This is a genomic window from Capnocytophaga sputigena (genome assembly GCF_002302495.1).
In the GTDB taxonomy this organism is placed as follows: domain Bacteria; phylum Bacteroidota; class Bacteroidia; order Flavobacteriales; family Flavobacteriaceae; genus Capnocytophaga; species Capnocytophaga sputigena.
In genome coordinates this window covers 2,323,137-2,345,045 of record NZ_CP022379.1, presented here as the reverse complement: position 1 = coordinate 2,345,045, position 21,909 = coordinate 2,323,137, and the positions used below count along the sequence as shown (strand labels likewise).

The 21,909-nt window shown below is 38.5% G+C and carries 15 protein-coding genes; 3 read left to right on the top strand and 12 right to left on the bottom strand.

All coding sequences use genetic code 11. From position 1 onward, the window contains the following. Nucleotides 1–7: 7 nt before the first annotated feature. The 8 genes from CGC57_RS10555 to CGC57_RS10520 form a co-directional block, all read right to left on the bottom strand. A complete protein-coding gene (locus CGC57_RS10555) occupies nt 8–1,036 on the bottom strand; it encodes an asparaginase (RefSeq protein WP_095899092.1) in 1,029 nt (342 codons plus the stop codon). After that, nucleotides 1,026–2,156: a 1-acyl-sn-glycerol-3-phosphate acyltransferase gene (locus tag CGC57_RS10550; protein ID WP_095899091.1), complete on the bottom strand. Its 1,131-nt coding sequence runs from the start codon at nt 2,154–2,156 to the stop codon at nt 1,026–1,028. The genes CGC57_RS10555 and CGC57_RS10550 overlap by 11 nt, the downstream gene beginning before the upstream one ends. 72 nt (nt 2,157–2,228) lie before the next feature. Then, nucleotides 2,229–2,990: a TatD family hydrolase gene (locus tag CGC57_RS10545; RefSeq protein WP_095899090.1), complete on the bottom strand. Its 762-nt coding sequence runs from the start codon at nt 2,988–2,990 to the stop codon at nt 2,229–2,231. An 18-nt stretch (nt 2,991–3,008) separates the two neighbouring features. After that, nucleotides 3,009–4,064, bottom strand: a complete 1,056-nt coding sequence (locus CGC57_RS10540; protein WP_095899089.1) for a PDDEXK nuclease domain-containing protein — start codon at nt 4,062–4,064, stop codon at nt 3,009–3,011. Nucleotides 4,065–4,067: 3 nt separating this feature from the next. Further along, nucleotides 4,068–5,705 (bottom strand): DUF6138 family protein, encoded by a 1,638-nt coding sequence (locus CGC57_RS10535; protein WP_095899088.1) that lies wholly within the window; start codon nt 5,703–5,705, stop codon nt 4,068–4,070. 63 nt (nt 5,706–5,768) lie between these two features. Beyond that, a complete protein-coding gene (locus CGC57_RS10530) occupies nt 5,769–6,983 on the bottom strand; it encodes a DUF6051 family protein (RefSeq protein ID WP_095899087.1) in 1,215 nt (404 codons plus the stop codon). 67 nt (nt 6,984–7,050) lie between these two features. Next, nucleotides 7,051–8,559, bottom strand: coding sequence for a RagB/SusD family nutrient uptake outer membrane protein (locus CGC57_RS10525; RefSeq protein WP_095899086.1), 1,509 nt, complete (start codon nt 8,557–8,559; stop codon nt 7,051–7,053). Nucleotides 8,560–8,565: 6 nt separating this feature from the next. After that, nucleotides 8,566–11,574 carry a SusC/RagA family TonB-linked outer membrane protein gene (locus CGC57_RS10520; RefSeq protein ID WP_095899085.1) on the bottom strand — a complete coding sequence of 1,003 codons (3,009 nt, stop codon included), beginning with the start codon at nt 11,572–11,574 and terminating at the stop codon, nt 8,566–8,568. A gap of 319 nt (nt 11,575–11,893) precedes the next feature. On the opposite strand from CGC57_RS10520, the gene greA reads away from it, so the two are divergent. Both greA and CGC57_RS10510 read left to right on the top strand, forming a co-directional pair. Next, on the top strand, nt 11,894–12,367 hold the full coding sequence (gene greA, locus CGC57_RS10515) for a transcription elongation factor GreA (protein ID WP_095899084.1): 474 nt from the start codon (nt 11,894–11,896) through the stop codon (nt 12,365–12,367). Between the two features lie 31 nt (nt 12,368–12,398). Further along, on the top strand, nt 12,399–12,785 hold the full coding sequence (locus tag CGC57_RS10510; RefSeq protein WP_095899083.1) for an HIT family protein: 387 nt from the start codon (nt 12,399–12,401) through the stop codon (nt 12,783–12,785). A gap of 91 nt (nt 12,786–12,876) precedes the next feature. On the opposite strand, the gene trxA is transcribed toward CGC57_RS10510, so the two are convergent. Together trxA and CGC57_RS10500 are read right to left on the bottom strand one after the other, a co-directional pair. Beyond that, the gene (gene trxA, locus CGC57_RS10505; RefSeq protein ID WP_095899082.1) at nt 12,877–13,197 is read right to left on the bottom strand and encodes a thioredoxin; all 321 of its coding nucleotides are present in this window, start codon (nt 13,195–13,197) and stop codon (nt 12,877–12,879) included. Nucleotides 13,198–13,307: 110 nt separating this feature from the next. Beyond that, nucleotides 13,308–14,108, bottom strand: coding sequence for a proline and serine-rich protein 1 family protein (locus CGC57_RS10500; RefSeq protein WP_095899081.1), 801 nt, complete (start codon nt 14,106–14,108; stop codon nt 13,308–13,310). Nucleotides 14,109–14,327: 219 nt separating this feature from the next. Between CGC57_RS10500 and CGC57_RS10495 the strand changes: the two genes are divergently transcribed. Beyond that, nucleotides 14,328–14,819 (top strand): lipocalin-like domain-containing protein, encoded by a 492-nt coding sequence (locus tag CGC57_RS10495; protein WP_095899080.1) that lies wholly within the window; start codon nt 14,328–14,330, stop codon nt 14,817–14,819. 103 nt (nt 14,820–14,922) lie between these two features. On the opposite strand, the gene topA is transcribed toward CGC57_RS10495, so the two are convergent. Further along, the gene (topA, locus tag CGC57_RS10490) at nt 14,923–17,409 is read right to left on the bottom strand and encodes a type I DNA topoisomerase (RefSeq protein WP_095899079.1); all 2,487 of its coding nucleotides are present in this window, start codon (nt 17,407–17,409) and stop codon (nt 14,923–14,925) included. Between the two features lie 89 nt (nt 17,410–17,498). Continuing rightward, nucleotides 17,499–21,839 (bottom strand): translocation/assembly module TamB domain-containing protein, encoded by a 4,341-nt coding sequence (locus CGC57_RS10485; protein ID WP_095899078.1) that lies wholly within the window; start codon nt 21,837–21,839, stop codon nt 17,499–17,501. Between the last annotated feature and the right edge of the window lie 70 nt (nt 21,840–21,909).

Below are 21,909 nucleotides of genomic sequence, written 5' to 3'. Positions count from 1 at the left end.
TTTTTTGCTAAATTTCTCCAGCTATATTTTCTTCAAACTTGATTTTGAACATTTTATGAGAAATATTTTTTCTAAGTAAAAGCATCAATTTTGTGATTGCCGACTCGGTTGTGAGGTCTTTTCCATCTATCACTCCCATCTTTTTGAGGGCTTCGCTTGCCTCGTATTTGCCCATTATCACACTGCCTCCGGAACACTGGGTTACATTCACGATGTGTATTCCTTTTTCAATTGCTTTTTGGAGACTTTCTACAAACCAGCTATCGGTAGGAGCATTGCCTGAACCATAGGTTTCGAGTACTACCCCTTTGAGATTGGGAATATTAAAAAAGCCATTGAGCACAGCGGGGGTTATACCTGGAAACATTTTGAGGATTGCTACATTCGTCTCAAAATCTTTCCACACTTCTAAGGTAGCGCCTCGCTTGCGTGGCAGGAGATTTTCTTTCATTACCTTTAGATGTACGCCACTCTCTACCAATAATGGATAGTTGAGAGAGGCAAAGGCTTGAAAGCGTTCGGCATTTACTTTGGTTGTACGGTTGCCGCGATAGAGTTTGTACTCAAAATAGAGTCCCACCTCTTGTATTACAGATTCACCATTTTCCTTGAGGGCAGCTAACTGTATGGAAGTAATGAGATTTTCTTTAGCATCGGTGCGCAGGTCACCTATGGGGAGTTGTGATCCTGTGAATATTACGGGTTTGGTAAGCCCTTGTAGCATAAAGCTCAAAGCTGAAGCTGAGTAGCTCATTGTATCACTACCGTGAAGCACTACAAAACCATCGTAGTGATTGTATTCCTTTTCAATTACCTCGGCGATTTCAATCCAGTGTTGAGGGTTCATATCGGAGGAGTCGATCACTTTTTCAAAGGAGTGTACGGAAATATCACAATCTAAATGAGATAACTCGGGGATACGTTTGTAGAGGTTATCAAACTCGAAAGCGCGTAAAGCCCCCGTTTGGTAGTCCTTTATCATCCCGATTGTTCCCCCCGTATAGATGAGCAATACTTTTGATTTATTAGTTTCCATCGAATTTATTCTTTACAGGATTGGCGTACATTTCTAAAAATTTTTCTTGAGAAAGGTCTTCAGATTTGCTTCGGTTGTTCATTCGTCGTTCAAACTGTCTAAATTCTTTTTCGTTGTAGCAATCTTTATATATAGAGGTGTTGTTGAGCAAATCGTAGGCGATATAATTAGCGGGGAACAATTTGTACTGCTGGTGGATAGCGTGGTCTAAGCACTCGGCTAAGGCTTGTAGTTGTTTGTTTAGGTGCTGATGTGTAGCTTCTATAGTATCGATTTGCTCATAAAAAGGTTGACCTACTGAGATATGCACGCGTCCTTTTTGTCCCATCAGCCCCTGAATGATGTTCTCAAAATCCTCTTTTTTAGATTTCACGTACTCTACGCCATTGTGTTGAGCGATGAGTGCGGGCAATTTTAGCACATCGGTGGGGTCAAACTCATAGGAGATAGACATAGGCACGATGTTGAGCGTTTTGAGGTATTGCAAAGGGGTTACGCCTTCGGGGGTATTAAGGGTAAGCATTTTCAAGACACCTTGCTGGGTGCGGTCATCACCATTTTTAGTACGCCCTTCGCGCTGGGCAATCCACACATTGCGATGTTCTTCGGTGATGCAATGATGTATATACTCGGATACCAATTTGGAGTGTTCTAAAGCCTCACGAGGGGGCAGACTCCTATATATAACAATGTTTCTGTTGAGCATTGCCAATATTTTGAGGTATTTTTTCTTGAGTAGATTGTCGCCCATAGCCGATGCAGTCATTGAGAGATGATTGTCGTGCAGAGCAACATTTAACAAGGAAGTATCTAAGATAATATCGCGGTGGTTAGAAACAAATACATAACCTTTTTTAGGGTCTAAATCACTAAAGCCATCGCAAGTAAATTCAGTAATACTTTTTTCGATTGCTTTAGTAACCACTTGGTACATTATATCCACCTGAAAATCGGATACTTTTTGGCAAGCGAGGAGTCTTTTCTCTCGTTGTGCAGGAGTATCTTCAGGAAATGCATAAGCCATCATTGCACGAATCAAAGGAGTATCTTTAATTTGCAATAAGGCTTTAGGCACTTCGTCGTCATTAAACGGACGTATGGATTTAAAATAATCGGTCATTTCAGCGATTTTGTTTGCTTATTCTTTATATAACGAAAGGCAAAATAACGAAATATATTTGATAACACCTAATTAAATGTTAAATATTTTTATAGCATTCATATCAGTAAGACGGACTATCTCACTTTCAGGAAGCTCATATATATCCGATAGTTTTTCTACAACTTTCACAATATAAGCACTTTCGTTACGCTTTCCGCGATAAGGCACGGGAGCTAAATAAGGACTATCAGTTTCTAAAACTATATGGCACAAATCAATATTTTTTAAGAATTGGTTAATTTTTCCATTTTTAAAAGTTACGACTCCTCCTATTCCTAAATGCAATCCATAACCAATGGTGCGATGGGCTTGCTCTTCAGTTCCCGTAAAGCAGTGAAAAATGCCAAAGAGGTCGTCGCTTTTTTCGGATTCTAAAACTTCAAAAACCTCATCAAAAGCCTCACGGCAGTGAATAACAATAGGCAAATGGTGTTTTTTTGCCAGCTGTATTTGCCAAACAAAAGCCTCTTGCTGTTCTTTGAGGAAAGTTTTATCCCAATAGAGGTCGATACCTATTTCGCCAATGGCACAGAAAGGATGTGTAGGCATTAAGGCTTCTACGTGAGCGAGTTCTTCTTTATAATTTTCTTTCACACTACAAGGGTGCAAACCGTTCATCAAGAAAACATAATCAGGGTATTCGTTTTTTAATTGGAACATCCGTTGGGTATAACTGCTATCAATGGCTGGCATAAAACAATGGGTTACGCCTGCTGCTTTTGCGCGTGCTATCATCTCAACGCGGTTGGTATCAAATTCTTCTGAATATAAATGTGTGTGGGTATCTATCATTAGATCTTAGGACACGAGCTACAAACTCGTATCAATGGTGTTTAATTGTTTTTCAATTTCTTCTATACTTGGCAAAGATGATTTGTAATCCTTTGATAACTGATCAAATAATTTATAAGATGAAATGCCTATTGGATTATGTATATCATCTAAGGTATATTCAGCTACTACATCATTTTTATCTTTGCAGATTAACAAGCCAATAGTAGGATTATCAGCTTCAGTGCGCAACTGTCTATTTATTGCTGTTACATAAAATTTCAATTGTCCTATGTGTTCTGGCTTAAACTTGGTTGTTTTGAGTTCTACCACTACATAACAGTGCAGTTGTACGTTATAAAAAAGCAAATCAATATAAAAATCATCTCCTCCTACATTTATATGTACCTGTTTTCCATAGAAACAAAAGCCCTTCCCAAGCTCCAACAGAAACTTCGTCATATTATCTTCTAAATACTGTTGAAGTTCTTTTTCGGTATAACTTTCTGTTATTGAAAGAAAATCGAACACATAAGGGTCTTTAGTAAGTTCCTGAGCTAAATCAGAAGTAGCAATAGGTAACTGTTGCTGAAAATTAGTGATCGCTTTCCCTTGTCGCTCATATAAATTCAGCCCCATTTGATGTTCCAATACCGACCGGCTCCAGTGGTTTTCTATTGTTTTATAAACGTAGAAAATAGCCTCTTGTATATCCTTACAACGCTGCATAATCATTAGATGATGCCCCCAAGGCACACTAAACAAAGAAACTTCTAATTGGGAAACAAGTTGTTTCCCAATTGTATTTTGTTGATTATAAAACAAATACCATTGTCGCATTGATTTTAGATTCCTATAAGAAAAACCTTTCATTGTAGGAAACATCTCACACAAATCAGCACTAAGCGTTTGCAAAAAACCATCGCCCCACTTGGATTGTGCTTGCTTTTCAACTATATCTTTTCCCATTTGCCAATAAAGGTGTAACAACTCACTATTTACCTGTATAGCTGCTTTTATTTGGCTTTGCTGTATTCTCCTTTTTAAGGATTGCAACCAGTCTTTGTAATCGGTAATGTTGGTTATTTCATTCATAAATTATGAGTTTATTTTCTTCTTCCATTGCTTGCCATAGATCGCGTAATAGATATCTTCTTCGTAATATTTATAGAAACCTGGTTCTTTGTTAGCAATAAAAAAGGCTTCTTTTTCTTTGAGAAAATTCGTGAGTAACTGCTTGTTCTCTGGCTTTTCCATTTCTTTTTCCAAATTCTTAAATACCATATCAAACTGTGCAGAAGTGATTCCTTGGCAGATAAGTGGTAAGGATTTTTCATTCACTCCATAACGGTCGATAAGGACGCTCACAAAGTATTTATGTACCATTTGGTGCTCGTCATCCAACAGCGAAAAGTATTGGCTCACCAAAGGAAAGTACTCCTCCCCTATCAAGCCCAAACCAAAGACGGCATAACTGCCCGGCATACAGCTTTTCTCGCCCTCTTCTACATCATTATACCACTGAAATTCTTTCATAGCCACCTCAGCATAAGCTACTAATTTAGGGCGCAATTCCTCATATTGCAGTGCTTGGGCAAAGAAGCGATGAGTAGGCGATTTGGCAATGCCTTTGATGTCTAAAAACTGTTTAGGAGCCTTACTACTGAACTTAATATAGTAGCTGGCAGGGAAATCGGCGTTGAGCAGGGCGATGATAAAATCTAATGCTTTGTCATAAGCCGTAGCCGACTCTTGTTTGATTTTCACACTGATTTCTGCAAAAACATCATTCGCGTCACATTCCACTTCACTATCCTTGTAATGGATAAGCTCGTTAGGCAAGATACCTGTCCCCTCTTTAAGGTACATCGCCGCTTTTTTAGAGCCTAATTCCTTAGCGGCTCGCTCTAAATCCTCACAAGCAAACTTTACATCCCAGCTATATTCTTTGTATTTGATACGCCAAAGGGCTTGTGCCACAAATAGGTTTAGTTTGGCGTTATCTATATCTTTTGCTTGCAAACCTTCCTTGAGTGTATATTTTTTTGACCAATCTCCTCCTTTTATTTTGTAATATAGTTTCATAAAAACCTTTTCTTTCCACTCTCGTGTATGGTAGAGCAAGCACCATTGATATTCTTTTAAAGTCTTTTCCCATTTGGGGTCTATGAGAGTAATGCCTTTATTGAGGATTTCAACCACCTTATCCTCACTATAGCCAGTGAGTTCAAAATCGAAGAGCTTGTCAAAGAAGCTATGCAGTTCTTTTTCTTTCATTTTCTCGGTAGCTTCATAGATTACCTTTTGCACATAGGTATCCAAGCGCTCTTTGAGTTCTGCCTTGCGCTCGGGGTGTTCCAATCGCACTTGTTTGCGGGCGTGATGCCCAGTGGCTGAAAGAAAATCAAACACTAAGGTAAGTTTGTACTGAAAGCGATAATACAACTCAGGGTTGAAGAACATTTGAGTAAGTTGTTCTTCCAAAGCTGGAAGCAACTCATTGTCTATAAAATCATCAGAGAACTGGTCAAAGTCTTTAATGGTAATAAAAGGACAAGTATATTCTTCCTCATTATTATGAAACTCTATTTTGTTCTTTCTCTGTTTTATTTTGAAATAATCGGTGATACCTTCCCAAAGTTCATTTCTACCATAAGGCTTTTTAGGAAGATCTAATTCGTCAAAGGTAGCAGCTACCCCTGGTAGGATTTCTTTGATGATGCTTTCTGTGTTCATTATTATTATTATTTTTTGTTTAGTTGTTAGAAAGTAGTCCCCGCTACAAAGGAGACTTTTCTCTTATCTATTATAAAAAGTTGCTGCAGATGTTACAAAACGATTAAAGGCTGCTGTTACAATAGGGGCATTTTTAATAGTAAGGGCAAAGGGGTTCATATGAGTATAAGGATAATCGTAATCGTCTATCTGTACCTCTATGTTGATATTGCGATAACCACCTTTTAGGGTATTGAGAGCTTCGATAGGAGGTGTTACCTCATCTTTTTCTAATACCAAAGCTTTAATTTGATTTTCGAGTTGCGAAAAACGTTGCTCACGCTCTTTCTGGTAATAATTATAGCGCAACATCGTTTTGAACCAGCTTTCATCCAAATGAAGTTCACTATCTTGATAATGCCTTAGACGATCGTCGTTCTTGAAGTTAGTGCTCAGCAACTCGGCAAAGGTTTTTTGCATTGTTATTGCAGCACGACCGTCCATTATATATTTGGAGATGGGGAACATACGATCGATAGTCATTCCCCCACAAAAGCAGAAGAGTTTGGCATTGGCAAAATATCCTTTGGGGTTTGCCATCATCAGTATTACTGAGAGGAAAGAACCTATGGAGTAGCCAAAGAGGTCTATTGTAGCCGTTGGGGTAATGGTAGGGAAAGTTCCCGCTTTTAAGTCGGTGATGAACTGCACTATATCGTTATAGGTTTGCAATCCCGACCAAAATAGTCGCTGAGGGAAAGCGTCTAAACGTGTGGAGGTCGCTGCATTCACATAAGAAGTTTCGGAATTATCGGGGAACTCATTCATACGCTTTTGAGCAATGGCATACATCTCTTGGCGAGAACTCCAACGCTCAGGGGCGCGATTCATATGAAATGCTATAGGGAAAAGCACTATCGCTTTGCCTGTTTGAGTTGCCAAACCATAAGCCCACGGCAGATATTTATCCCATTTTTTCTCGTTGAGCCCGTGAAAAACGATAATCACCCCATCGGACTTTTCTGTGTTGAGAGGTTGCACAATATGATATTGGAAGTGGATATTACAATCCACATCATAGTCAGCCCAGTGCAAATCGTCTTGAGCATCATTGAGTTGAGAGGAGAATGCTAAATTATGCTCTTGGCAAAACAAATGCGGATTCCCTGGCAGGTAATGCTTAGCTCCTTCGGAAAAGAAGTTGTTATGCAAAATACGAATACCCAGTTCTGGCACTTCAGTATTGCGCTGGATATCGAAAATCTTTTTTAGTTTGTTGTACAATTCATAATATTCCATATTTTTATAAATTAGAAAATTAGCAAATTAGCAAACTTTTACATTTGCTAATTTGCTAATCATAGGGTTACCAACCTGTATTTTGTTTCCAATTACCTTGTTCATAATCAATATCATTCACAGGTATAGGCCATACTATTTTATAATAGCTTGCACTTCCTACTTGTATATTGAGTTCACTGTAATCTTCAGGCGGGGTATTTCTGATAGAGTTTAAGTTTTGAGGGGTACCACGTTTTACAGCTAATCCCCAACGATTGATATCGTATAGACGGAAGTCTTCAAAAGCTAACTCTCTATTGCGTTCGTTTTGTATATCGGTAAAGAGGTTGCTACCCGAAGTAGTAACAGCACTGAGCCCTCTGGCAGCACGCAATAGGTTTAAATATTTTTTAGCGTTAGTCTCGTCATTATTTCTATAAGCAGCCTCAGCAGCTATTAGGTAGGTTTCGGCTATACGGAAGAGTTTAGCTCTATGCCCATAATAAAAGAAATAACTATCAGTAGGTTCTAATTTTGTATTTCTAGGATATTTATTCACTGCATAAAGGTTAAAGAAACCTATTTCTACTTGTTTTAAAAACACATCTTTACGCCAGTCGGCTGCCGTAAATAAATCTACAAAATCCTGAGTAGGCAACACATTAGGACTTGCTTCTGTTTGCCCTGGGAAAAAGAAACTTTCTTGTTCACTTAAATAAAGTTCATTTGTATTTCCTGAAGTTTCAGACACTCCTGATTTGATAGCAGCATATAATTGTGTAATACTCTCGGTATCATCATCTTCAGCCCATATTTTACTCAAAACATCAGCAGAAGTTGCTAATGGATAATTACCTGTATTGATAAGCTGTTGTGCTACTTGGTAAGCCTGTGCCCAATTGTTTTGATAGAGCAAGACTCTTGCTTTGAGAGCTCTGGCAGCATCGAGGGTGAAAGTATCAGCACCTGCTGTTCCTTCTGTACCTGCCAATAGAGTTTCGGCTTTTTGAATATCGCTGAGGATAAAATCATAAGTTTCGGCTACACTACTACGTGCTGGAAAATTCTTCAATGAAGAAATTATGAGTATAGGTAAACCTAAATCGGTAGTAGCTGTTCCACTATTATAAGGTTTACAGAAGTGCGTAACTAAATAGCTATAGCAATAAGCACGCCCTAAATACAATGCTCCTGTAAGTTCTTTTATTTCATTTTGTTCTGGTATATTAGGGAAGCCTTTAAGCGCTATATTGATATCTTGAATGATTAAAAATCGTTCTTTCCATATAGTAGCTGTTGTATTTTCTGAAGCTCCAAAAATTGACCAACGGTGCATATTAGGAAGTTTTTCCATTGCCCCTTGCACTGCATTTAGATAATCGGCTTGGATATCGGAGGCATACATCTGTTCTCCTTGATTGGCATTGCGCAAGGCATTGTACATCCCATTGACCCACTGTTCAGCATCGCGTTTGTTGCTGAATAGTTTGCTTTCGTCCACTTCGTTATAAGGATCTAAATCCAAGCGCGCACAAGCTGTTGGCAATAAGCTAATCGCCGAAAATAACAATGTTGTATATAATATCTTTTTCATTTGTTTTTAAAATTTAAGTTCAACACCCATAGTAAATTGTCGAGTAGGAGGATAACCACCTCTTGATAATGTATTAGAGAACTCAGGGTCGGCGCCTGAATATTTAGTGATGGTGAAAATATTACGTGCCGATGCATATAAACGAACTCCTGAAAAGAATTTCATTTGGTCTATTAGTTCTTGAGGAAGCGCATAACTTATACTTACACTTTTCAATCGCATATATGATGCATTTTCTAACAATCGGGTATCTTTTCGCATATAGTAAGCACTGTTTAGTCTTGGTAACTCGGTGTCATCACCCTCTTGTTTCCAGTAGTTTAACAAGTCCTTGCTAAAGTTCTTTGCTCCAAAACTTCCTTGATTGAGTGTATAATACTTATCTTCATTGATGAGCCATTTACCTAAAGAATATGAGAATGCCAAGTCTAACGACACATTACGATAAGTGACTGCTACTCCAAAACCACCATTGACTGGTGCATACATTTTCTTACCTGTGGTTTGCATAAGTTGTTTTTCATCAAATTGGTAAGTTGTTTTGCTATCGTCTTTTTGCTGAATCATATAGTTAGTTTCATTGGGCAAATACCACTCTGCATTCCCATCCTTATTAATACCTTTGAATATAGGCATTGTCCATTGTAGTGCTTCATTTAGTCTATAGCCTGCATAACTGAAACTATTGGCAAAAAATTCTTTGTTTAGATACAACGATGTTACTTTTTGCTGATTGTAGTTCATATTGAAATATGGACGGATATTCCAATTGTTATTTTTGCTTCTGAAAGCAATAGTAGAAAAAGTAAAATCAATACCTCTATTTTGCATATCACCTATATTGTGAGGGATAGAAGTAAAGCCCGAAGCTGAGTTGATATAGCCTTGTGCAAGAGTTTTATGAGTATTGCGTTCGTAGAACTCTAAGTTGATATTGGTACCTTTCACTATTGAAATGTGTAACCCTAATGTAGTTTTCTGTTGTTCTTCCCACATAATATCGGGGTTACCTAACATAGAAAGGAAATAACCTGATTTTTCCTTGTAAGTATTAGAAGGACTTATCAAAGTTCTATTGCGGTAATCACCAATAGATGAGTTACCCGAAATACCTGTACTAAAACGCAAATCTAAGCTAGTAAGCCAATTCACGTTTTGCAAAAATTTCTCTTCTTTGACTTTCCACATCGCACCTATCGCCCAGAAATTTGCGTAACGGTTGTTAGCTCCAAAAGCTGAAGAACCATCACGACGTGCTGATAAATCTAAGAAATAACGATTTTTATACGAATATTCTAAACGAGAGAAAAAGGAGTTAAACCCAGTTTCCGACTGGCTATCGCGCACTGTAGGTTCTTTAGGTCCGTGACTAAGCATTGTTAGCCTATCGGAAGGTTGCCCTTTTGAAGAAGCACTAAAAGAACGCATTACTGACTCCACAGACTCTTGTCCTAACAAGAAATCAAAATTGTGAGACTCTTTTATGTTCCATCTATATTCTAACAAGTTCGTATAAGTGCGTTGCAAATATTTGCTCATTTGTCGCTCGGTTTGTCCTACTGTTTTGTTAGAATCGGTATCATAACGGTATTCTATAAATGAAGGTAGAGGTCCTCTACTATAATCTTCATCTACATTGTATTGTATCCCCAATTGAGTTTTGAAAGTCAAGTTCTTTACTGGTTCTATCTGCAAATAACCTATAGGCATAATATTATCACTATATCTATCGGCAGGGTATTTTTCAGCTAAATAATCAGGATGATAAAAACCATTCTGATGACCTGTAATAGAAGGGATATAATTCTTGCGTTTTCCATCGGTTTGAGTAGGTGAATAGATAGGCAGTGACAAAATATCAGTTTCAGCACCACCACCGCCTGAAACTGATTGCATATCAGTATGTGCTAGCGATATAGAAAGTCCAGCCTTTAGCCACTCGGCTATTTGTGTATCTAAATTAGCATTGAGATTATAGCGTTTATAATCTGAACGCGCTTTTATTCCTTGCTGATCTAAATAACCTAAGGAAAGGAAATAAGAAGTTGTATTACTTCCTCCTGAGATAGATACATCAGTACGTGAAACAGGAGCAAAATCGTGAAAGAAAACTTTATCCCAACGCGTATTGTAAGGATTTTCGGCTAAAATTCTATCGGCAATTTCTCTAGGGGTGGTTTCAGTATATCCCAAACGTCTACCAAGTGAAGTTAAAGCACTAGGTTCCTTGAGTATCCAAAAATCCATATACTCCTCAGGAGTAGCCATATTTTCAAAGAATTTTCGGGTTACATTAGTACGCATTGAAAATCCTAACTGATGATTGATAGCAATATGAGTACGCTCATTGCGTTTGCCTCTTTTAGTAGTAATTAAGATAACGCCATTGGCAGCACGTGCCCCATAGATAGAAGTAGAAGCCGCATCCTTGAGCACTGTTATACTCTCAATATCAGCAGGGTTATACATTGTCATTATATCGCTGGTTACGACAGCACCATCTATTATATATAGAGGTTCTGAAACTATAGTTTCGTCGAAAACAGAGAAAAAAGTATTTAATCCGTGTATGAGTACAGAAGAGTTTGCTCCTGGTCGTCCAGAATCTGTAGAGATTACTAAGCCAGCTACCTTACCTTGCAATGCGTCAATAGCGCTTGCATTAGGTGTTTCGGCAATATCTTTTCCTTTTACTGTAGCAACTGAAGCGACTGTACGACTGGCAACTTTTTTACCTCCATAGCCTACTACTACGGTGCCTTCGAGTTGTTGCACATCCTCTTGCATAGTAATATTGAGCTCTTTAGTGCCTGCAGTGAGTTTTTTCTCTACCGTTTTCATTCCTAAGAAAGAAAACTTGAGCACATCACCCACATTCGCTTTTAGGGAGTAATGTCCGTCGAAATCGGTAGTTGCACCTCGTTGGGTACCTTTCACTAAGATAAAAACACCTAATAAAGGCTCACCTTTGTTATCCTTTACAGTTCCTGAAATTTCTATTTGCTGAGCGCTCATAGAGCCTACTATCAGCAAAAAGAATAGCCAAACATAGCTTGTTGATAATCTTTCTCTCATAATTACTTTTAAAAAATAGGCGCAAAGTTTTTAAAAAAAAAATGAGATATGCAAATTAATTTGTTGATTTGTTGATTTGTCCATTTGCTGATTTGTCCATTTGTCCATTTGCTGATTTGCCAATTTGGCGATTCGATTTGATATTTTATTTTTTGCCAATTCAAAAAAATGTATTACCTTTGCGCCCAGAAATCCTCAGAGAGACTATTTGAGGATTTTTTATTTTTATATAAACATAACAACATCTAAAAAGAACATTATGAAAAAAGTATCATATTACACCCCTGAAGGACTGAAAAAGCTCCGCGATGAGCTCAACCAGCTAAAAGATGTAGAGCGCCCTCGTGCCTCTCAAGCTATTGCAGAAGCCCGCGACAAAGGCGACCTATCAGAAAACGCCGAGTATGACGCTGCTAAAGAAGCACAAGGCTTGCTGGAAATGAAAATAGCTAAACTTGAAGAATTAGTAGCTAATGCCCGCATCATTGATGAATCTCAACTTGATGTGAGCAAAGTGCTTGTACTTTCGACAGTAAAACTGAAAAACCTCTCCAACAAGATGGAAATTACCTACACCCTTGTAGCCGAAAGTGAAGCCGACCTCAAAGCAGGGAAAATATCGGTAAGTTCGCCTATTGGCAAAGGACTTTTGGGTAAATCAGTAGGTGAAATTGCTGAAATTAAAGTACCTAATGGCACTCTTAAAATGGAAATCTTAGAAATAAGTAGATAACATAACAAGTAACAGGTAACAAGTTAAAAATATGAGTATCTTTACAAAAATTATCAATGGAGAAATTCCTTGCTACAAAGTAGCTGAAGACGATGAATTTATCGCTTTCTTTGATATCAATCCTAACGCTAAAGGACATACCCTCTGTGTACCTAAACAAGAAATCAGCTATATCTTTGATATGGAAGATGCACACTACTTGCGCTTGATGGCTTTCTCGAAACGCGTAGCCAAAGCTCTTGAAAAAGTAGTGCCTTGCGAGCGTATAGGCGTAGCAGTTGTAGGACTTGAAGTCCCTCACGTACATGTACACCTCATTCCTATTAGCGAAATGAAAGAAATGACTTTCCAACACAAGGTTAAACTCACCGATGAAGAGTTTAAAGCCCTTGCACAGAAAGTGAGTGAAGCTCTTTAGCTTCTATTCTTGGAGGAAAATAAAAAAGGCTATCAACAATTTAATACTTGTTGATAGCCTTTTTTATTGTTTGTCAAAGTGTTAGTGGTACTTATGACAATAATCCGTCAAGAGCATCGGTGTAAGTCTTTTTAGGAGCTACTCCTACTTGGCGACCTACTACTTCACCGTTTTGGAATACCAATACAGTAGGGATGTTGCGAATGCCATATTTACCAGCAAACTCTTGGTTGTTATCCACATCCACTTTACCTACTACTACTCTACCTTCGTATTCTTTAGAGATTTCTTCAACTACGGGAGCAAGCATACGGCAAGGACCGCACCACACTGCCCAAAAGTCTACTAATACAGGTTGGCTGCTTTTAAGTACCAACTCTTCAAAATTTCCATCTGTTATTTCTAATGCCATACTAATATGTTTTTTGTATTGTTGTTAAAAATTTGAGGCAAAGATACGATTTTTATCGAATATGCCAAGCCTCTAAGTAATAGTTTTTCGTTATACTATTATAACATTCATTATCTACGTACTGATTGCAAGAATTCGGAAAGTTTCTTTTTACCAGAGGGAAAAGTAAATTTAGCTTGCAACTGGTAGTAATTTTGAGGATCTACTACATTGGGGTAGGCTTCTTGAGCGATGATAAATTTATTATCGTCAAAAGAAAGTTCTTCCATCAATTGTCCTACTTGCTCGGTGGTAAATGAGACAATATTTTTTTGAGCGCGAAAGAAAGAGAGTTTGTCTTTATCAAAAGTCTCATCTTTGTACATTTTAAAGAAGTTGTTGAAATCACTTTGACGCATCATAGGAGCACCTCCATAATTTCCTCCGTAAGAGCGATTCCACACATCATTCCACTGACGACCGTGATAGGAAGGCTGATTGTTATTCAAAGTAATTTCGTCTAACAAATACAAGCCATCACGCGAAAAGAAATCCATTATCATACGAGTATTATCGTGAGGGTTGATAGTTACGCGGTAAATCAGTGTGCGTCCTTGCCAGATACTGAGAGGCTGAGGAGTAGCAGTTAGGTCGAAAAATCGATACATACCAGTAGTGCTAGTAATTTCTTGATCGCCTATACTCACCGTAAAGCGTCCACGTTCAGGAATGCGGATAAACACTTCGGCATAACCACCGTTATAATCGTATTCCCAATCAATATTTACCGAGATACCTCCACGCCCCATCACAGCGCGTGCTTGTTTGTTTTGGTGGTACTCGTTTTGTAATAAACGTCCAGCTGAGCCTACTTCTTGAGCCCAACTTACAGAGGCAAGAGCCCCTAAGCATAGTAATAATAACTTTTTCATAAAGTGTATAGTATTTTATTGACAATAGGTAGCGAAATTCGTGCCAAAAGTATTTTTTAGGTAAGAGATAAGAGGTAAGAGGTATGAATTTGTACTACAAATTTTGATAAAGTGATTAAAACAAAATGGTTTAAGTGATATTTAACAATGCTTTAAGATACGAGAGAACGTTAAATTTGTATTTTTGCACCGTTGAACTAATAAAAACAATATAAACAAATGAAAAATCTTTTAAAAATGGCTTTTATAGCCGCAGCAATTTTTGTAACATCGTGTGGAAAATCGGACGATCAAACAAATAATCAAACAAATAATCAAACAAATAATCAAACAAATAATCAAACAAATAATAATAATAATAATAATTTAGTAGGAAGTTGGATTATTGAAAGTGAAACAGAAAATGGTATTGCAAAAGTTCTTAATGAATGCGAAAAGAAAAATACTTACACTTTTACTGCTGATAACAAATATTCTTTAGTTTCTTACGACAAAAATCCTGCAAATAATCAATGTAAAGAAAATCTGGAGGAAGGCACTTACACTATTACTGGAAAACAGATTGTTTTAACAGAAAAAGGAGATAGAATAGGCGAAGCTGATAAAGCTACTTTTTCTATAGCCAACAACAAACTCACTCTTACTTTTGAAGATTTCAACCAAAGTAGTAGTGCTACAGAAACTACAGTTTATATCTATAAGAGAAAGTAACTTTAGCTTTTACAAGTTAAAAAAGCGCAAAGCCTTGAAGGGCGTTGCGCTTTTGTTATTTTATTTCTTTGAATAATTGAAAATCCTTTAACCTTACAATTACCTACTTCTTAGCAGTGGTTTTCTTGCGGGCAGTAGTTTTCTTAGGAGTTTTCTCGGTGAGGAGTACAAGGGCTTGTTCTTTAGTGAATGTTGCCACATCGGTATCTTTAGGGAGTTCTACCTTGGTTTTACCTTTGATGAGGGTAAAACGCCCCCAACGCGCTTTTTCTATGCGAATAGTTCCTTCATCCCATTCTCTTACTATTTTCTCTGATTCTTTTTTGAGTTTATCTTCTATAAGTTCTTGTACATCTTGCTGGGTGAGATGATCGAAATTGTATTTCTTAGGCACATTGATATAGGTGTTGTTCCACTTGATAAAAGGTCCAAAACGACCTACTCCTTTGGTCACCTCTACTCCCTGATAAGTAGCAATAGGGGCATCAGCTTTTTTCTTTTCGCCAATGAGTTGTTTTGCACGTTCGAGGGTTACACTAAATACATCTTCTCCTTTATCAAGCGATATAAATGCTTCACCATAACGCACATAAGGTCCAAATCTACCTACATTCACCTCTACATTCTTACCTTCTATAATACCTAACTGACGAGGGAGTTCAAAGAGTTTGAGGGCTTCCTCAAAAGTAATAGTTTCTATAGACATACCAGCTAACAGACTCGCATAGATAGGCTTCTCGACATCATCGGGGTTTCCTATTTGTGCCATTGCACCGTAACGCCCTAAGCGTACGCTGAGAGGACGCCCTGTTTTAGGGTCGGTGCCAAGTATACGCTCACCTGTTTCGCGACCTGTGTGCTTTTCTACATTTTCTACCACAGGGTGAAAATGTTTGTAGAAATCAGAAAGCATCTCTGTCCAGTTCTCTTTACCTTCGGCTATTTCGTCGAAGCTATTTTCTACTTTAGCCGTGAAGTTATAGTCCATTATGGTATCGAAATGGTTTACGAGGAAATCGTTTACCACACTACCTATATCAGTAGGGATAAGTTTACCTTTATCGGCGCCTACGCGTTCACTTAGAGTTTTTGGGGTAATCACATTAGCTTTAAGAGTGAGTTGGTGATAAGGACGAACTTCTCCTTCAAGAGTGCTACGCTCCACATAACCGCGATTTTGAATAGTGGAAATAGTAGGTGCATAAGTAGATGGACGCCCGATACCAAGTTCCTCTAATTTTTTCACTAATGAAGCCTCAGTATAACGAGGTAACGGACGTGTAAAACGTTCTGTAGCAGTGATATGCTTATTAACGAGTACTTCTCCTTTTTTAAGATTAGGCAACATTCCTTCTTGTTCTTCTTCCTCATCGTCGGTGCTTTCTAAATACACTTTTAGAAATCCGTCGAACTGTACCATTTCACCATTAGCAACGAAATATTCTTTGTGCTTATCGGCTTCTATTTTCACGGTGGTACGCTCTATTTGAGCATCTGCCATTTGGGAAGCCAAAGTACGTTTCCATATCAGTTCGTAGAGTTTATTTTGGTCGGTTTCTGCTGGAATACTAGAGCGGCTCATATCGGTAGGGCGAATTGCTTCGTGAGCTTCTTGCGCCCCTTTGCTTTTGGTAGCGAAGTTGCGCACTTGGCTGTATTGCTCTCCAAAGATCTGTACAATAGCATTTTTGGCAGTGCTAAGAGCTTCTTGTGAAAGGTTCACGCTATCAGTACGCATATAGGTAATAAATCCAGATTCGTACAAGCGTTGGGCTACCGTCATTGTTTTGCTAACTGAAAAATGCAATTTGCGCGCAGCTTCTTGTTGAAGCGTGGAAGTAGTGAAAGGCGGCGCAGGCATTTTTTTAGCAGGTTTTGTTTCTAAGGATTGTACCTTGAAGTTCGCTCCTATATTCTGTTGCAAGAAAGCCTCAGCTTCTGCTTGAGTATCAAAATTTTTAGGTAAGGCAGCTTTCACCACCTTTCCTTCAGAAGTTGTAAATTCGGCGGTAATTCTGTAAGACGATTGCGTTTTGAAGTCTTGTATTTCGCGTTCGCGTTCCACAATAAGGCGTACCGCTACCGATTGTACACGCCCTGCTGAGAGCCCACTTTTAATTTTTTTCCACAATACTGGGGAGAGTTCATAACCCACGAGGCGGTCGAGTACACGGCGTGCTTGTTGTGCATTTACCAAATTGTAATCGATGGTGCGAGGGTTCTTAATTGCATTCTCAATAGCCGATTTGGTAATAGAGTTGAAAACAATACGTTTGGTATTCTCATTTTTCAGTTTGAGAGTTTCGGCAAGATGCCATGCAATAGCTTCTCCTTCACGGTCTTCATCGGAAGCCAGCCATACAGTTTCGGCAGTAGTAGTGAGTGATTTAAGCTCTTTTATAAGATTTTTCTTATCGTTAGAGATGAGGTAATTAGGTTTAAAACCGTTGTGGATATCTACCCCTAACTCGTTAGAAGGCAAATCTACAATATGCCCATAGCTGGACACCACTTTGTAGTCCTTACCCAAGAACTTTTCAATAGTTTTAGCCTTTGCAGGCGACTCTACAATCACTACATTCTTAGCCATACGCTTGTTTGTTTTTTGAGTTATTGGGGGCAAAAGTACGAAATAATTACGAATGACGAACGATGAACGACGAAAAAATGCTTTTCTTTCTATTTTTCATTCTTTGGTTCGAGAACTTTGCCACCTTTTTTAAATATTTTCTGCATCAACCCTTTGAAGGTATTGAAATCTACTGAATAAGTGAGTCCTACCCCTTGGGCATAGCCTATGCGATCGAGCATATATTGTTGCCATTCATTTTCACGGTTGAATATTTTGGCAATGAGGCTACCATCAGGGTTGAGGCGGAATTGTACTTCTACATTCCCCGCTACGGCAGTACGGCTCACCCCACCTACAGGAATACCCACTTTGGCATTTACACTCGCCCACTCAGTAATTTGAGTAGAAACAGTGAAACCTAAACGGTCGCTATTGATATCAGAAGAACCATCGTTGATACCTGCCTCGTACGATACTCCCAAGTTCAGCTTGTTGTCTTCATCAGATAACAATTGGTTAAACAAACCAGCCGCTGTTTCAAAAAGGTTGTAGGCAACCAAACGATTATCGGTGTTTTTCTCACTTATAAACGAGCCTTGAGCCAAAAGCGAGAAGGCTTGTAACTGCTTGCGGTCTTGATCTTCTAACTTGTAGTTGAGTTCAGACACTAAACTTGGACTACTATCGGGGAAGGTAATATCAAACAAGGTTTCGGGGCGCATTAGTTCACCTTCTAACTTGATGACTACCTGAGTGTTGATTTTGCGGTTGTACTGATTACTTTCTAATAGTGTACTTGGGTTTGCACTGAGGGTATAAGCGGCTTTCAAGTCACGCAAGGTCGCTTTTAACGGGTCGCCACTCCAAGAAATAGAACCTCCTGGGAGTACTGTAAAGCGCTTATCGATAATGTTTTCGTATTTGAAATTGTAAAAGCCTGAATAGGTGATAAAGTCTCCCCACATATTGAACTTACCATTGGTATTGATTTCAATAAGGAGTGTACCTGCCCCACGCCCTACAAGGCTACTGCCAGTTTTCCTATCCATTACGATTTCCACTTCGGCAGTAGGGAGGATATCCAATTCAAAATTCAGTTCTAATCCTTTGATAGACTCTAAATCTCGGTTTACTTTCACCTTCTTATCTCCTTTTTCTATAAAGGTGATAAACGAATCGTCACCTACACTCTCACTATCGCTGAGCGGTATTTTGAAAGACGTACCTTCTTCAGTTTTTGCATTTACCTTAATAGCAATCTCATCTAAAGCCCCCTTAATCGTAGCATTCCCTTTCATAAAGGCAGTTCCGTAGAAAAGCGCATCATCAGTATAAGGGGTATTGAGCACCATAAAACGCTTGCCAAGGGTTTGCAATTTCAAGTCTAAAAACCAATCTAACAAACGGTTATGACGAATTGAACCATTGAGGGTAGCTTGGGTTTTATAGGCTGTATCGGTAAGTAGCCAATTGTCTATATCAAAAGTTTTGTTGTTCACCTTGATACGTGCCCCTTCTTGTATATCGGTATTGAGTTTGAGATAAGTAATCCCTACACCTGCCTTATGCAAGGTGAGCGTACCATCCATCAGCGGGTCGGTTACACTCCCGTTTATCTTCACTTGTCCTGACATAGTACCGCGCAGGTCGTAGAAAATACCTTCCAAAAAGGGATTGAAAGGAGAGAGAGCAAAGTCTTTAAAATGAGCTGTAAGGTCGAGTAATGTTCCTTTTTTCTTGTCCAGATTGATTTTTCCTCGTGTGGCAAATCCAAGAGCTCTACCATTGGAAAAGAAAGCTCCTACATCAAATGACGACAAATCGTTATTACCAAAGATGCCTACTTCTAAATCGCCATAGTCGTAGCCGTTCAGTTTGAAATACTGAATAAAGAGATCGGCTGAAGGGTAATACAAGTTTCCTCGCTGGGTGAGCGACACATTGCCATTGAGCGTTCCCGTGAGGTTGAGTCCCTTCATTTCGGGAACAATCTTATCTAACGCCACATTATGCGCCACTAAGTGCAGATTCTTGTAATCTTTAGTTGTGATGAGTCCACTGAGGTTTATATACTGGTTTTGGTGTGCCATTTTGAAATTGCTCACCTTAATAGTATCGGCAGTACGGTTGAGGACAATCTTGTTGTACTCATTCATCGCATTCTCACGATTGATATACCACGCATTCCCTTTGAAATCTATGAGTGATTTTTTAATACCAATAATAGACTCTTGTTTCTTGTTCAGTGTATGATAGAAATTCAGCTCGTAAGTGTCTTTACCAGTATCTCCTCCTTTGAACTCGGTGCGAAAGAAAAGAGTATCCTTAATAGTAGTATTAATCAGGTTGAAATCCTGAATTGCATAGACACCAAAATCAGCTTTTTTCACTTCAAAATAAGTGTTGTACAGCGGATTTTTATTGTCAATTTCAAGGCTAAGACTATCAATTTGATTGTCGTAGGCATTGATGCTCGGCGATTTCATTTGGAATTTAAAACTTCCTTTATCGGCATCTATATTACCATTCACAAAAGTATTGCTGCCTATTTTCACTTTAGGGACAAACACTTCTACAATTTTGTTGTAGATATTGAAATGAAAATCTACATATTGATTTTTCTCTATTTTATAAGGATTATAGTGGGTATAGATACTTCCCACAGCATTTTGGAGTACTTTTTTGAGTTCAAGCAATTTAAACTTACCTTTTACATTCCCGCTGACAATATCAGGAGAATTAATTGTAATTTCTTTGATGCCATTGTTGAGAGTTGAAACTACTTCAAAATCTTTAAAAGAAAAATCGCCTGCTGAATTAATATAGTTCGTATTTTTAAAGGCTATTTTTCCTACAATATCATCTAATTGATTACCCGAAATATCTATCACCACCTTGCCACAGAACTGTGAGATGCTGTCCATCTCCATAAAGTGCAAAGCGTGCAGATCGGCTATAGCGATATCGGCTTGGAAGTCGAATTTGTTGTTTTTACCCGATAGGTCGGCAAGTCCGTTGAAACTCATTTTAAGATTGGGGTCGCGAGCATCTATTTTACCGCTAAACACCTGATTGCGAAACTCCCCATTGATACCTATGCGCTGATAGTTATAACCGTTATAGCCCACGGAATGAATGGTGCCATTGGCATAGAGTTTCATCGTAGCGAAATCTAATCCCTCACCACGTACCAACATATCGGTGCTGATAGCCCCTATACTTGGGTCGTCTAAAATTTTGCCTAAATGAAATTGATTGGTAGTGAGTGTTCCTTTGAAAGCTGTTTTATCGGTGTGAGTAAGGTCGTCTAAAGAGCCATCGATATGAGCTTCTCCATCATTAGTTTTCAGTAACACATTTGTTTGCAAAGAAGTAGTTCGGTAAGCAAAATCACCATCTAAGGAGAACATTCCCAGCCTTTGCAGTTCCTCTGGAATACTTTTACCCAAGACTTCCGGCATTAAATAAGCCAAATCGTTATAAATACTCTCGGCGTGTATCCCCTTGCCAATAACAGCAGTATTAGCGTGTTCAGAAAGCAGATTTTGAAAAGCCAAATCACCTTGTATAAGTGTATTTTGATAGGATATTTTACCTTGAGGAATCACAAAATTGTTCAAGGTACCCTTCATAGTTACCCCTTCTAACACTATATCTCTACCACCGCTGAAACCATTATAAAAAGTATTCAAATCAGTAGTGTTTATCTTAGCTTTAGGCAGATTGACATCAAAAACTACTTTGTTTACAAAATCACCAAAACTACCATTGTGAGGCAGCATTGTTATCGTACCTTGAATGTCCGTTTGTGGTGTTTGCAGTCGCAAATCCTTTGCCTGCATCAAACTATCAGTATAACTAAAATAGGTGTTTGCGTGGGTAACCTCCAATTTATCGTTGAAACGAAAGTTTGCTTCTTTCATCTCAAAAAACACTTTGCTACCCAAGACTTTAAAATCGTTAATCGTTGTGTTGAGCCGGCTGACTTTCAGTATAGAAGGGTCCGGATTATTTTCATCGGAGATATAACAATAACTATCTTTGAGCTCTATACTTTTGGCTTTCATCACAAACTTACCCGTACTGGGTTCGCCCGAATCGAATTTATTTACAAATACATCAAGATTTGAAAGGGTGTCACCTTTGTGAGTTTTCATATTGAAAACGAGGCTATCCCCTTTGACATTTCCAAAGTACAGATTACCCTCAATGAGTTGTTTGAAGTCTAAAATAGAAGTAGTGAGTTTTTTAGCTGAAATGAGTGTATCCTGTTTATGGTCGCGAATAAGAATGCGTTTCACATCTACATCACCATTGATTTTCACGTGAATACGCTCGATATTTAAGTCGATACCAAATTCCTTATTCAGATAAGCCACTGCTTTTTTGGCGATGAAGGTTTGAGTGGCAGGCAAGGTCAAAAGAAGAGCCGTAACCCCTAGTAACACAAGGGTTATAAGGAAGAAACGGACGAGTATTTTTCGTAATTTTTTGATAGAATGAGTGTTTTAGTTGCTG

Bases quoted from the DNA above. Each gene is read 5' to 3' on its own strand.
- CGC57_RS10535 (WP_095899088.1), bottom strand. From the start codon at position 5,705: ATGAACACAGAAAGCATCATCAAAGAAATCCTACCAGGGGTAGCTGCT.
- CGC57_RS10520 (WP_095899085.1), bottom strand. From the start codon at position 11,574: ATGAGCGCTCAGCAAATAGAAATTTCAGGAACTGTAAAGGATAACAAA.
- CGC57_RS10550 (WP_095899091.1), bottom strand. From the start codon at position 2,156: ATGACCGATTATTTTAAATCCATACGTCCGTTTAATGACGACGAAGTG.
- CGC57_RS10530 (WP_095899087.1), bottom strand. From the start codon at position 6,983: ATGGAATATTATGAATTGTACAACAAACTAAAAAAGATTTTCGATATC.
- trxA (WP_095899082.1), bottom strand. From the start codon at position 13,197: ATGGCATTAGAAATAACAGATGGAAATTTTGAAGAGTTGGTACTTAAA.
- CGC57_RS10500 (WP_095899081.1), bottom strand. From the start codon at position 14,108: ATGAAAAAGTTATTATTACTATGCTTAGGGGCTCTTGCCTCTGTAAGT.
- CGC57_RS10545 (WP_095899090.1), bottom strand. From the start codon at position 2,990: ATGATAGATACCCACACACATTTATATTCAGAAGAATTTGATACCAAC.
- CGC57_RS10540 (WP_095899089.1), bottom strand. From the start codon at position 4,064: ATGAATGAAATAACCAACATTACCGATTACAAAGACTGGTTGCAATCC.
- CGC57_RS10525 (WP_095899086.1), bottom strand. From the start codon at position 8,559: ATGAAAAAGATATTATATACAACATTGTTATTTTCGGCGATTAGCTTA.
- topA (WP_095899079.1), bottom strand. From the start codon at position 17,409: ATGGCTAAGAATGTAGTGATTGTAGAGTCGCCTGCAAAGGCTAAAACT.
- CGC57_RS10555 (WP_095899092.1), bottom strand. From the start codon at position 1,036: ATGGAAACTAATAAATCAAAAGTATTGCTCATCTATACGGGGGGAACA.
- greA (WP_095899084.1), top strand. From the start codon at position 11,894: ATGAAAAAAGTATCATATTACACCCCTGAAGGACTGAAAAAGCTCCGC.
- CGC57_RS10510 (WP_095899083.1), top strand. From the start codon at position 12,399: ATGAGTATCTTTACAAAAATTATCAATGGAGAAATTCCTTGCTACAAA.
- CGC57_RS10495 (WP_095899080.1), top strand. From the start codon at position 14,328: ATGAAAAATCTTTTAAAAATGGCTTTTATAGCCGCAGCAATTTTTGTA.